Annotated in this window: 13 protein-coding genes; 10 read left to right on the top strand and 3 right to left on the bottom strand. The window is 71.5% G+C overall.

Features of this window, described 5'->3' with window-relative positions; all coding sequences use genetic code 11:
- Positions 1–112: 112 nt before the first annotated feature.
- The 4 genes from P3T27_RS34145 to P3T27_RS34130 all read left to right on the top strand — a co-directional run bounded on the left by P3T27_RS34145 (position 113) and on the right by P3T27_RS34130 (position 1,925).
- Positions 113–586, top strand: coding sequence for a hypothetical protein (locus tag P3T27_RS34145; RefSeq protein ID WP_280685164.1), 474 nt, complete (start codon positions 113–115; stop codon positions 584–586).
- A 3-nt stretch (positions 587–589) separates the two neighbouring features.
- Positions 590–1,021, top strand: a complete 432-nt coding sequence (locus P3T27_RS34140) for a hypothetical protein (protein WP_280685163.1) — start codon at positions 590–592, stop codon at positions 1,019–1,021.
- A 60-nt stretch (positions 1,022–1,081) separates the two neighbouring features.
- Complete coding sequence (locus tag P3T27_RS34135; protein WP_280685162.1) at positions 1,082–1,231, top strand: hypothetical protein; 150 nt, start codon at positions 1,082–1,084, stop codon at positions 1,229–1,231.
- A 424-nt stretch (positions 1,232–1,655) separates the two neighbouring features.
- A complete protein-coding gene (locus tag P3T27_RS34130; RefSeq protein WP_280685161.1) occupies positions 1,656–1,925 on the top strand; it encodes a DUF6247 family protein in 270 nt (89 codons plus the stop codon).
- A 93-nt stretch (positions 1,926–2,018) separates the two neighbouring features.
- Here the strand turns inward: P3T27_RS34130 and P3T27_RS34125 are convergent, their stop codons facing one another.
- The 3 genes from P3T27_RS34125 to P3T27_RS34115 all read right to left on the bottom strand — a co-directional run bounded on the left by P3T27_RS34125 (position 2,019) and on the right by P3T27_RS34115 (position 3,763).
- Positions 2,019–2,864, bottom strand: coding sequence for a cytochrome c oxidase assembly protein (locus tag P3T27_RS34125; RefSeq protein ID WP_280685160.1), 846 nt, complete (start codon positions 2,862–2,864; stop codon positions 2,019–2,021).
- Positions 2,865–2,875: 11 nt separating this feature from the next.
- A complete protein-coding gene (locus tag P3T27_RS34120) occupies positions 2,876–3,436 on the bottom strand; it encodes a DUF2243 domain-containing protein (RefSeq protein ID WP_280685159.1) in 561 nt (186 codons plus the stop codon).
- Between the two features lie 120 nt (positions 3,437–3,556).
- Positions 3,557–3,763, bottom strand: a complete 207-nt coding sequence (locus P3T27_RS34115) for a hypothetical protein (RefSeq protein ID WP_280685158.1) — start codon at positions 3,761–3,763, stop codon at positions 3,557–3,559.
- A 220-nt stretch (positions 3,764–3,983) separates the two neighbouring features.
- On the opposite strand from P3T27_RS34115, the gene P3T27_RS34110 reads away from it, so the two are divergent.
- The 6 genes from P3T27_RS34110 to P3T27_RS34085 all read left to right on the top strand — a co-directional run bounded on the left by P3T27_RS34110 (position 3,984) and on the right by P3T27_RS34085 (position 11,949).
- On the top strand, positions 3,984–4,190 hold the full coding sequence (locus P3T27_RS34110) for a hypothetical protein (protein ID WP_280685157.1): 207 nt from the start codon (positions 3,984–3,986) through the stop codon (positions 4,188–4,190).
- A 556-nt stretch (positions 4,191–4,746) separates the two neighbouring features.
- Positions 4,747–6,231 (top strand): hypothetical protein, encoded by a 1,485-nt coding sequence (locus P3T27_RS34105; RefSeq protein WP_280685156.1) that lies wholly within the window; start codon positions 4,747–4,749, stop codon positions 6,229–6,231.
- 197 nt (positions 6,232–6,428) lie between these two features.
- Positions 6,429–6,764, top strand: a complete 336-nt coding sequence (locus P3T27_RS34100) for a helix-turn-helix domain-containing protein (protein ID WP_348534177.1) — start codon at positions 6,429–6,431, stop codon at positions 6,762–6,764.
- A gap of 7 nt (positions 6,765–6,771) precedes the next feature.
- On the top strand, positions 6,772–9,069 hold the full coding sequence (locus P3T27_RS34095) for a hypothetical protein (protein WP_280685155.1): 2,298 nt from the start codon (positions 6,772–6,774) through the stop codon (positions 9,067–9,069).
- Positions 9,066–9,773: a helix-turn-helix domain containing protein gene (locus P3T27_RS34090; protein ID WP_280685154.1), complete on the top strand. Its 708-nt coding sequence runs from the start codon at positions 9,066–9,068 to the stop codon at positions 9,771–9,773. The genes P3T27_RS34095 and P3T27_RS34090 overlap by 4 nt, the downstream gene beginning before the upstream one ends.
- Before the next feature lie 343 nt (positions 9,774–10,116).
- A complete protein-coding gene (locus P3T27_RS34085; RefSeq protein WP_280685153.1) occupies positions 10,117–11,949 on the top strand; it encodes an AAA family ATPase in 1,833 nt (610 codons plus the stop codon).
- Positions 11,950–12,116: the final 167 nt, after the last annotated feature.

Raw genomic sequence — 12,116 nt, 5'->3', positions numbered from 1 at the left:
CCGTGACGGGCCGGGCGCGGGCGTGTGCGGGCCGGCACCCGGGCAGGCTGCGGGTCCGGCCGGCCGTCGGGGGCCGTTCCCCGCGCCCGTGCGCGGCGGTAGCGTGCCGTGGGTGAGTGCGAATACTGGCGCGGCCATCCCGCGCACGACGTGGGAGCACTGTCTGAGCGCGGCCGACCAGCTGGTGCTGCGTCAGCCGCTGGCCGGGCGGGAGCAGCAGGAGCAGGTGGTGGTGCTGTTGGCGGCCGTGCTCGCGGGCTGCGCGGACTCGGCCGGACTGACCGGGTCCCGGGTGGCCGAGGCGCCGTTGGACGGCCTGGCGGGACTGCTCGACGCGGGGGCCCGGATCGCGGTGCGGGTCTGCCCGGCGCCGCCGGGACTCGGCGGCGAGCAGCGCGAGGCGCTGCTCGCCCTCGACCGCTCCGGGTTCCGCGATGTGCAGGCTGCGGCGCGGGAGGTGCTCGCCGCGCACCTGGCCGATGCCGGCGCCCGGGCGCGGACGGTGCGCGCGGCCGCCGGCGCCGCCCACCGTGCCCGGGTGCTGCACGGAGCGGCGCGGGCGCTCGGGATCGACGAGGAGGGCTAGGACATGACCGCCGCCGACGAGACGCTGAGGGTCCTGGCCGCCGTCGAGGCCGCCTGGACCGGCGATGCGGCCGCGCTGGAGGCCCTGGCGGTCACCGGGCCCGGCGAGCGGCCCCTTCCGGAGGCGATCGCGGCCTTCGCCGAGACCACGATGCAGACCCTCCTCGGCGTCGCCGCCGGCGTGCACGAGGGTTCCTCGCCCGCGGAGGTGGAGGCCGCCGTCGAGCGGCTGTGCGGCGAGGTCGGCACCCGCATGACCAAGGTGTGGGTACAGACCCTCGCCCGGTGGGCCGCCAGCCCCGGTCCCCGCACAGCCGAGGACCTGTGCCATGTACTGATCAGCGGGATCCTGGCGTTCACCGGCGACGGCACCGAAGCGGATGTACTGCCCCTGCTCGCCCAGCTGCGCGCGGCCACGCTGGCCCAGGGGAGGTGACGACCGCCGGCCCTGACGACTCGCCGTTGGTCAGGCCTGGCCCGGCAGCTCGACCTGGACGTGCCCTGCGCCTCCGACCCGGCCGGACTGGCCCGCTCCCTGGAGTACGTGATGGACGGCGAGACCGGCGGGCGGATGCCCCACCCGGCCCGCTGGGCGGGCGCCGAGCGCCTGGACGAAGCCGTTCGGGCGTGGCGGAACGCTCGCTGACCGTCAGCGGGCGGACACCAGCCTCCGGTACCTGCACCGCCGTTGTGGATGGCATGTTCGTGTCCGAGGAAACACAGGTCAAAGCCCTGGTCGCCGCCGATGTGCGGGTCTAGCATTCCCGGCACGGCGGCCCCGCCACAGCACCACCGGGCCGCTGAGCAGAGCAGTCGCGCCGTGACCCCGGCGCTGCTGGCCTCCCACCGGCCGGGCCCGCGGAACGTTCCCCCCTCGTTCCCCGGGGCCCGGCCGCCTGCGCCTCGTTCCCGCCCTGTCGGGCGCCCGGGCGGAAAGGGGCGGGTCTATGCCGCGTCCCTGCGACGGCGGGAGCGCGCGGCCTGCTGCATCTCGGCCTCGGCCAGGTGCCGGCGCCCGGCAGCGAGGTCGTGGCGAACCCGAGAGGGGATGGCTCCGAACGCCGGCCCCGATGACGGCAGCTCGTGTGGTCGGCCCCGCACGCGCGGGGATGGCTCAGGGAGGGAAGTCACGCACCACTCTCAGCAGGTACGGCCTGCCCGGTGACCGCGACGCCTTCGAGCAGGCCCTGGCCGCCGCCCTCGACGCCTCCCCGATCGGCGACCTCACCGCCGTCGCCGAAGTCATCGCCACCTACCGCCACCGCCTGGTCCTCCGCACCACCCCCGAGGCCCCTCGACAGCCGCATGCTCCGCCCCGGCACCGCCACCAGCCATCCTGATCAGCCGAGGAGTCCAAGCACACCTGCTCGAACTCCTCGACATCGACGAAACCCGACACCGCTGGCTGGAGACCTGAAACCCCACCCGCGAAGTCACCGGCTAGTGCTGGGCGGTGTCAGTCGGGTGCCGCCACTTCCCGGAAGTGGCGGCTTCAAGGGGGCCGCACGCCGGTGGTCGGGGCGCCAGGTAGCGACCAGAGCGGCTGCCAGCAGTAGTTCGGCGATGTCGCCGCCGTAGTACATGATCTCGGCGCCTGCCTGGACCTGGTCGATGGGGGCGTGGATGTTGACCCAGAAGCCGCCGTACATCAGCTGGGAGATGACGGCGTGAGCGGCGATCGCGATGCCGAGGTAGACCAGCCGGGCGCGTACGCCCGGCCGTGTGGGGGCGGGGTCGGGGCCGGCGATGACGTAGGCGAACAAGCATCCGGACAGCAGGAAGTGCGCGTGCATCAGCCAGTGTGCGGTGTGGCTGTTCGTGGTCGCGTTGTAGAGGGGGGTGAAGTAGAGGACCGCGAGGCTGCCCGCGGACAGTGCCAGCGCGACCACCGGATGGGCGGTCACGCGGGCAGGCGGGCTGTGCAGCACGGTGGTCAGCCACCGTCCCCGGGCCGTGGGCAGGGTGCGCAGGAGGAGGGTGACGGGGGCGGCCAGGACGAGCGCGAGCGGCGCGTACATGCCGATGAGCATGTGTTGGGTCATGTGCCCGCGGAAGTCTTGGTGTGCGAAGGGGGCCACGGGCGGCAGCAGCGCGGCGCCAAGTAGGGCGATACCGGTCAGGCACCATGCGGTCCGCCATCGGCTCCAGCCCAAAACCGGGTTGCGGCGGCGTGCCCGGTGAGCGAGCAGCATGTAGGCGCCGGCGGCGGCCAGCAGGGCGAAGACGGGCAGCAGCCACTCCAGGAGGCCGCTGCCCGCGTCGTGCCCGTGTGCGGGCATGTCGTGGTCCATCAGGCTCGTCGGCCCTCGCGCGTGGTGGGGGCGTTGGGGTCGAAGGGCTGGCCGCTGCGCTGGAGCAGGTAGCCGCCGGCGACCAGCAGGGCGCCCAGGACGAGGAAGCCGATGTCCCACCAGACCTGGCCGTCTCCGGCGTAGACGTGGTGGATGCCGAGGATGTGATGGTCCAGGACGCCTTCGACGAGGTTGAACAGGCCCCAGCCGACGAGCATCCAGCCCCACAGCACCCGGGAGGTCCATACCCGCAGCCGGTTGTGGGTGACCCGCGAGTACAGGATGGCGAGGCCGAGGAGGACTGCCAGCCAGCACACGGTGTGGAAGATGCCGTCCCACAGGGTGTTCATCTCCAGGCCGGAGACGGTGTGGGGGTTGTAGTACTTGACGCCGATGTGGTCCTCGTTGGTGCTGGAGAGCATGTGGTGCCACTGCAGCAGTTGGTGCAGCAGGATGCCGTCGAGGAAGCCGCCCATCCCCACACCGAGCACGATGCCCGGCAGCCGGATACTCGCTGGTTGTGAGACACCGGCTCGGGCCTCGTCCATCATGGTGGCCATCGCTCGTCTCCGCTCCTGGTTCTGGGTTGCCGGAAAAGTTCCTTCAGGGGGAGGTTCCCTTCCAGTTCGCCCTCACGCCGTGTGCGTCTCCGCCATCCGGCCCAGCTGTGCCCCGTGGAATCACCCCACGTCGTCGGCGTCCAGGGCACGCAGGGGCCGCATGCCGCCGGGCAGGTCGGGGAGCTGGAAGGAGTGCCGGCCGAGGTTGATGTGGTGACGGACGAAGGGGGAGAGCCGGGCAGTGGTACCCCGCGTCGAGTAGCCGGCGAAGTCGGCCGGCTCGCCGTTGAAGTCGTCGAGGCCGGTCAGGGCGGGCAACAAGGGCATGATCGATTCTCTGTCGGTCAACCCGCCGGTCACCAAGAGGCGGATCGCGGCTGCTTGCGACATCGTCGCGCTCTTAGCCGGCGCGGGCCCCTGCCTGTCCGCCGGCTGCACTTGCTGGGCAGGTACCCGCACGGCGCGCCCCGGGAGCCCAGGGCGGATGGTTGGTTGGACATCTGGAACGGCAGGCTTCAGACGGGCGAGCACCCGGCCTACCTCGTCCGTGCTCACCCCGACAGCGAAGGCATGCGCGGCGAGATCGGCAACCGCGGCGCCGCCCGGCCACGAGCGGACGGCTGCCTGGACGTCCTACGTCGGCCAGGGCGCCGGCGCCTGGCGCCTCTACTGGACCTGGGGCCCGGCCGACACCGACCGCGGCGGCCAGGACGGCGCGGTACTCACCGTGCTGCTGATCGGCCCGCACCTGTAGCACCGGACGGGGCCGCCACCAGCGCCGGTGACCGTCCCGCCCGTCGCACCGCTACCTCACGCCCTGGCGCAGCCTGGGAGAACCGGCCCCGACCGGGTGACCACCGCGCCTGCGTCCACCGCTACTGCTGCGCCAGTTTCTCCTGCTGCCGTCGCCAGGCCTCCGGCACCGAGGCGGGAACCCAACCGTGCATCTGCCAGGGTTCGGGGTACAGCACGTTCCGGATCCCGTTGTGCGGCCCCCACCCGACGTTCCCCATCACCAGTACGAAGGCCCCCGGAGGCACATGCCAGCCGTTGAACCACGCGTCCTGCACGGTACCGCCGACCTCGCATCTCCCCGCCGTTCACGTGAACAGCGGGTCGGCCGGCTACGGCCACGGGTAGCCCACTTGCTCGGGGTTGTAGCCTCCGCAGAGCTCGGCGGTGGCACGGGGATCGCCTGCGGTCAGCTGCGCTTCAAGGTGCTCGGCCTGGGCCGACGGGTCGTCTGCGGAGATCGGGAGGGCCATCAGGAACTGGGTCCAGGGCAGATCCGTCTCGTCCCGGTCAGGGGGATGCCTCAGGATGACGTCGATCCGATCGGGTTCCCCGCGGGAGGCCCAGACGGCTTCCAACTCGCACTCCCACCTGGCGAGCCAGTCCTCGCGTTCCCTCAGCCCGGCCTCAAGCAGCATCGCGACCACTGCTGCCGGCTACTCCCAGCTGCGGTCCTCCTCGGCTCGCAGGACCTCGGCCTCGTACTGATCGGCGGCGAACCGAAACTCCGGCAGGTCGAAGCCCCGCTTGGCCGAGGCGCCCTTTGCATCCCCTTCACCACCAGCCCGGCCGAACTCGCCCGCCGCGTCGCCGCCCACATCGGCCCGACCATCGTCTTCTCCACCTACCAGTCCCTGCCCGCGATCGTCGAGGCCCACCGCCGCCACGGCCTGCCGGAGTGGGCCCTCGCCGTCGCCGGCGAGGCCCACCACACCACCGGCAGCCTCGACAAAAGCTGGGGCGACATCCACGACGATGCCCAGATCCCCGCGCAACGCCGCCTCTACATGACGGCGCCGCCACGCCGCTGGAGCCACCCGAAGTCCAAGAAACCCGGCGCGTACAAGCAACCACTGGCATCGATGGACAATCCCGCACTGTTCGGACCCGTCGTCTTCCGCCTCGAACTGGCCGAAGCCATCGCCCAAGGCATCCTCGCCGACTACCGCGTCGTCGTCCCCGTCATCAGCGCGGAGGACCTGCACGACATCCTCACCACGGCCGAGACAACCCCTCACCTGGACGGACTGCGCCTGGCAGCCATCCACAAGGCGATGGGCACCCACAGCCTCGAGCTCCAGCTGGAGGTCCACTTCCCGCAATCCGAGGGGGCCGGCCGCCTGGCCGTCCTGGAGACGGACCTGTTCGCGCCCCGGGATGCCGGACCCCGCGCCTGGCTCGGCTCGGCCGCCCAGTCCGTCGCCTTCCTTCCAGGCCGGATCGAGCGGCCCGTCCTGCGCTACCTGCTGACCGGCGCCCAGATCCTGGCACTGGAAGAGAACCGAAGCGGCGACCTGCGCCTGGAGCTGGACGTGCGCGCCGTCCTGCCGCAGATGGACGGGTACCCCGGCGGCAGCCAGGCCACCGAGCACATCAGCATCGCCGAGAGCCGCTGGTGCCAGCAGTTGGCCGGGCTCGGCCGCAGCCTCGGCGTGGAGATGACGATCCCGTTCCCCACCGACGACGGGCCGGGCCGCGCCGCCGCCGACTTCCTGCGGGAAGCCCAGCGGCTGCTCGGCGGCAACGAGATCGACCCCGCGATGCTCATGGTGCGCAAGGCGCTGGAGACCATCAAGAACATCAGTGGCTGGAACTGGCCGGGCAAGAAGGACAAGGGCCAGGTCACTGCAGACGAGCGCTGGGCTCTGGCCCGAGCGGCCCTGGAGGACCAGGCCAGCGGCGCCATGCATGTAGACCCCGGCACGAAGGACTACCAGTACACCAGCGCAGAGGTCGAGGTGCTGATCGCTATGACCGCTGGCCTGCTGCGCCTAATGCCCTAACAAACCGCTGCACTTCGGGACCGCAGTTGGCCCCGGTCACCTTCGTGGTGGCCGGGGCCGAGTGCTGTCGGCGCCGAGAATAGGGCCCGGGAACGAGCCGTGAGTATTCGATGCGGTTATATTGAGGCGTACATGAGAGTAAAAATGTTGCGCATTATGAGGTGTACTGTGATACCTTTCTCGTTAGGAGGTATGTGATGTCTGAGATCTTTGCGGCAGTGGAAGCGCTGCTGGCCAAGGCACGGGACGGTGGTGACCTGCCGGAACCGGCGGAGCGGGAGCGGCTGCGCAAGGCCGCGGGCCTGACCCAGGTCGAGGTGGCCGAAGCCCTGAGCACCCGTCGGGAGACGTTTGCCAAGTGGGAGGCCGGCACCGCTCAGCCGCGTGCTCCCAAGCGCGGCGCCTATGCCTTTCTGCTCGCGGGCCTTGCCGACATCCACGGGACCCAGGGCCTTGACGGCTGGCTCACCCTCGCCCGGCAGGCCCGCCCTCTCGACACCGGCACCCGCACCGATGTCACGGAAGGGGAGTGAGGCCCTGATGGACCGTAAGGCGTACACCGCCGAGCTCGCAGGTCTGCGCGAGCTGCGCACCGAGATCACGGCCGCCGAGAAGGCGGTCGCGGCTGCGCAGAAGGAGCTGGACAAGCTCACCGCTCAGCGCTCGCGCCGGGTGGCCGGGCTCGCGGGGTACGAGGGCTCGAAGGCCGACGCCATCGCGAAGGCCTCGGGCCTATCGGTCGGCGACGTCGTGCGGATCGCCCCGCTGCTGGACCCGACCCCGGCCGCCGTCCGGGCGGCCAAGGCCGACGACCAGGCCGCCGTCGCTGCGCCCGTCCAGGCACCGGCGCCCGCAGCTGGGACGCCCGCCCCCACGGCGCAGCCAGCGTCTGCCGGTGCCCTCGCTCCGGCCCTGACCCGTGCTGCTTCCTCGACTGGGCAGCCACCACCGGCGACCGAGACGCCGGTGGTGGCCGAGGAGCGGGCCGTCGTCGCCGAGCAGCCCACCGCTTCGCCCGCCGACACCGCTGCCGGGACCGGACCGGCCGCCGGGGAGACTGAACCCGGCGTACAGGCCGCCTCGTCCCTCGCGATCGCCTCGGCCTCGGGCAGTGCCGGGCAGCGCGCGGCCGCGGCGGTCGGGCCCCGCGTGCTGCCCACCATCCCCGAGGGCCCGGCGGGCGCCCGGTTCGAGGCCGTGACGACCGGCCTGGTCTCCACCCGGCCGCGGTTCACCCAGCAGGCCCGCAGCACGGTGTTCCTGGACGCCGCGACCGGCGACCTCGCGGTGCGCGACCGGGTCGTGCGGCTCAGTCTCGGCGCCCGCACCCCGGGCGAGATCCTGGACGCCGTGCTGGCGACCGCGCCCGGGACGGAGCGGGTCTACATCACCGCCGGTGCCCCGTGGCACGACGGCGCCGAGCGCTACAGCACGCTCAAGGACGCGGTCGCGGTCTGGCTGAACACCCCGTCCGAGCGGTGGGCCAGCGCCGTCGGCTCGGGCCGGGACAAGCTCGCCGGGCACTTCGTCCACCAGCGCCAGCCGGTCGGCCGCTACGCGCCCGCCGCCTCCCCGGACGGGCCGGTCACGGAGATCCGGTCCATGGGGGAGTGGTTCGACCCGGACGGCGCCGACGTCGTCACTTGCCGTCAGGCGTTCACGCTGCTGTGGCAGGCGCTGCGCCGCCATTGGGACGACGCGGTCCTGATGGGCTCCCCGTCGCAGACGGGCCGGGACCTGTGGTCGCGCACGATCCCGACCACAGGCAAGTGGGTGGGCGGCTACCCGGTCCTGTCGGAGGAGCTGCGCGGGCTGCTGCACGTGACCGGCGGTCAGGGCCGCACGGAGCTGATCCTGCCGCCGCGGGTGCCGGAGCAGATCCCGGCGCTGGTGGAGTACGACCGCACGTTCGCCTACGCGAAGCACCTATGGAAGTCGCCGGTCGGCATGCCGCGCCGGATCACCGCCGCCGCGTTCGCGGCGATGACCGAGCAGGAGCAGACCAAGGCGCTGATGTCCTGCTCGCACTGGAACATCCGAGTGACGGTCCCTCAGGGCTGGGACCACGTCGGCCTGCTGCCCGCCCCCGTCACCGGTGACCGTGCCTGGATCTACCCGTCCGAGCCGGGAGCCACCTTCACGACGTGGTCGGGCGGCGCGGAGGTCCACCTGGCGTTGTCGAATCACCTGATGCCGTGGCGGATCGAGATCCTGGGCGGCCTGCTCTTCGAGGACGGCAAGCCGCTGGATGAGTGGGGCAAGCGGTTGAAGGCCGCCTGGGCGGACCTGACCAACCTCTCGAAGCTGCACGGCGACGAGCGGCAGCGGCAGGCGGCCTACCTCGCGAGCCGTGCCGTCCGCTCGGTGCTGCTGTTCGGCCTGGGCGGCTTCGCGCAGCGCCCGCGCCTGGTCTCCGGCACCACGCCCATCGGCGAGGCGCTCCCGGCTGGGGTCGAGATCCTCGGCCAGGACGAGACGGTGGTGACCTGGCAGCGGCAGGCCGGGTTCTCCCGCGACCCTTATGCCCACCCCGAGTGGGCGGCGTACGTGTGGTCGGGGGCGCGGGCGGCGCTGCTGGACATGAAGTACCGGCAGGGCAAGGAGGTCATCGCTTCCGCCGGGGCGCTGCACGCGAAGCCGGGCTCGGTCGTGTACTTCGGCACGGACGGCATCGCGCTGACCGAGCGCCAGCCCTGGCCCTACCGGGGCGAGCCGGGCGACTACCTCCTCAAGGGCCACCTGACCGGACCCGTCGAGCACCCGACCAGCCAGGAGCAGTACCTGAAGCTGCGCGGCCTGGGCCGCGTCGAACTCGCCGCGAAGGGGACTGACCAGTGAGCCCGGCCGACTCGAACAACCCGAACGAGGCCGCCCGGCTGACCCAGCAGCTGATCGACCAGGGCTACACCAAGCGCCAGGTCGCCAAGATGCTCGGCCGCGACGCCTCCCTCGTGTCGCAGTTCTTCACCAAGGGCAAGGGCGCGAGCATGGTCGGCGCGCTGCGCCAGGTCGTGCGGGCGGTGCGCGGCGGCGAGCGCGACACCGAGGCGCTGTCCGGTATCGCGGAGGCGAACACCAGCCGCCGCCGCACCAAGACGGGGCAGAGGGCCCGGGTGCGGGGCAAGGACACGGTCGGCGAGGCGGGCGGGTCGATGGCCGGCCGGGCCGGGAAGCAGGCCATCCGCTCCGGCGCGAGCCACCTCGCCCCCGTGGTGCACGAGACCGGCCAGGCCGGCGGCAGCCTGGCCTTCACGGTCCGGATGAAGGCCGACCAGTACGTCTACTCCGCCGGCTCCGAGCAGGACTCCGGCGGCATCCGGCGCGGCTTCATCCCGCGATCCGACGGCACCGAGGAACGCACCTACGGCTCCTCCTCCACCGGCGGGTTCGACGCCGCCGAGTGGTCCCAGCGGGTCGCCGACCACCACGGCGACGTCACCGAGGCGATGAAGGAGTGGCTGGTGGAGACCGGCCGCGCCGTCGCCGACGCCGACATCCAGTACCTGGAAGTCCGCGGCTGGATCCCCGAGGAGGACCGGTGAGCACCGACCGAAACCCCGTCGGCTGGGAGTGCTTCAGCCGGCCAGTGAGCGGTGGATTGGCTGGCTGAGCGTTCGACCCGATGTTGGGCGCGCGCTATGACCGCTGAGTTCGGAAAGGCGACTGGAGCCGACCGACAGCCGGGTGACACGGGGCCTGGTGCTTTCCCGGGCCTGCCCCACCGCCCGGCAGCCTGCCGGCCTTCCGCTGTCGCGGCACGGGCGCCGCGCTGATGAGCCTACGATGGTCACCTGCGGCGGAGGTGGCATCAGAAACCTTATGCCGTGGGCTGGTTGCTGCCTGCGGTACGGCACGGCGGCAAGGGAGAGCGGAGCGGCTGCGACTGTGCACCTGAAGGACTTCTCCGTCAGCGGGTTCCGCTCGCTGACGTTGGTCGAGAACATCCCTGTCAGCGCGCCGACGATCCTGGCCGGCCACAACGACGGAGGGAAGAGTGCGGTGCTCGCCGCCCTCGACTTCCTCCTCGGCGGGTACCGCCTGGTCGAACAGGACCGCACCTACGACAACCCGCCGGCAGCCGGTGCCACCGCTGCCGATGCTCCGGCCCGCTGCGCTTCGACATGGGTCGAAGGCCGCTTCGCCCTGGACACCTGCGAACAGGGGGTGGGCTTTCCGGCCGAGCTGAGGATCCGGCGCCGAGTGGAGGGCGACAGCGCGCCCGTGCTTGAGTACTGGGCCCAGCTCCCGCGCGACCCCAGGCTGCGCGATTTCAGCTCGCTGCTCGTCCCCGCTCTCAAGGAGTTGGTGGAGGCCTTCGGACTGCAGGCCGAGGGGAAGGGACTCAAAGCTGACCTGCAAGCGGCGCTGGCCGCACACGCGGCGCGCTCTCCGCAGGTCGCCGAATGGACCGCCCTGCCCAAGCAGTTGGTGCGACGGCTGCCGAGGCTGCTGTCGTTCAGCGGGAAGGACGAGAGCCCGGACCGGGCCGTCCACACAGCGCTGGCCGGCAGCTACCAGGCCCATCTCGAGGACGACGGCCTTCAGGGCCGCCTGCGGACGATCGAGTCCGAGGTCACCGACCTGGTCAAGGACGACGCCGCCGACCTGTGCGCGCACATCAAGGCACACTGCCCGGACCTCGTGGAAGTCTCCGTCGAACCGGAGGTCTCCTTCTCCCACGGATTCAAGCACGCACACCTGCACATCTCCCGCGCCCACGGCGAGCGGGTCGACCTGTCCAGGTCCGGCCGCGGCAGCAACCGCCGGATCGCCCTCGCCGTCTGGGAGTGGACCAGCAAGCTCCTGGAAGACCCCCAGCCGGACGAGGACGACATGCCGCCCGTCCAGACGATCGTCGTCTACGACGAGCCCGACACCCACCTGGACTACGCTCACCAGCGGACCGTGATGGACCTCATCCGCCGCCAGTGCGCGACGGACGCCGTCAAGGTCATCGTGGCCACCCACTCGATGAACCTCATTGACGGCGTGGACATCGCAGACGTCGTTCACCTGCGCCTCGAAGCGGGCCGCACCGTCATGGAGCGCCTCGCCGACGACACGCACGAGGGCATCGACCTGCACCTCGGGCAGATCGCCTCCGCACTCGGCCTGCGCAACTCCGTCCTGCTCCACGAGCGCTGCTTCCTCGCCGTCGAGGGAGCCACCGAACAGCAGGCGATTCCTGTGCTCTTCCGCCTCTCGCAGGGGCTGTCCCTGCAGGCGGCCGGCATCGCCCTGTGGGCCTGCAACAACAACGAAGGCGCCCTCCACCTCGCCCGCTACCTCGCCACCCAGCGCCGCACCGTGATGCTGCTGGTCGATGCCGACAGCCGCAACGTCGCCAAGTTCTTCAGGGACGACCGGCTGCGCCAGTTCGGTCTCGATCCCGCGACACAAGTGTCCTTCGTCGGCGAGGCCGAGAACTTCAACGAACTCGAGGAACTCTTCGAGGACGAGCAGTGGGCCGAAGTGGCCAACCGCAAGTGGCCGCGCCGCGAGAGCTGGCAGCCCTGGGAGGCCGCGCACTTCAAGGCACACCGCAGCGGCCGGAAATTCAGCAAGGATATTCTGGACATGATTAAGGATCAGGGAAGCAAGAGCCCGGACGGTAAACCCGACATGGTCTACGAGCTGGCCACATCCCTGGGTTCCGCCTCCGACGTGCCGCTGCAGCTGAGGGAGGTATTCGCGGCTTTGCGCGCGAGTGCGGGCTGATCATTTCCGGACGGTACGTCCGGCTGGAGCCGGGCGGTACGTCGTGCCTTCATCCGGGCCTTGCGCTGTTCACCGGTCGGGGAGGTCCAGGCGTGCCAGCCCGCCTCCTCCACCCACTGCCGTGCGTGGACCCGCTCGTCGATCCCACACCACCGGCACCCGTTCGG

This window comes from Kitasatospora sp. MAA19, assembly GCF_029894125.1.
Taxonomy (GTDB): Bacteria; Actinomycetota; Actinomycetes; order Streptomycetales; family Streptomycetaceae; genus Kitasatospora.
The sequence above is the reverse complement of the archived record's forward strand: the minus strand, read 5'-3'. Positions and strand labels throughout refer to the sequence as shown.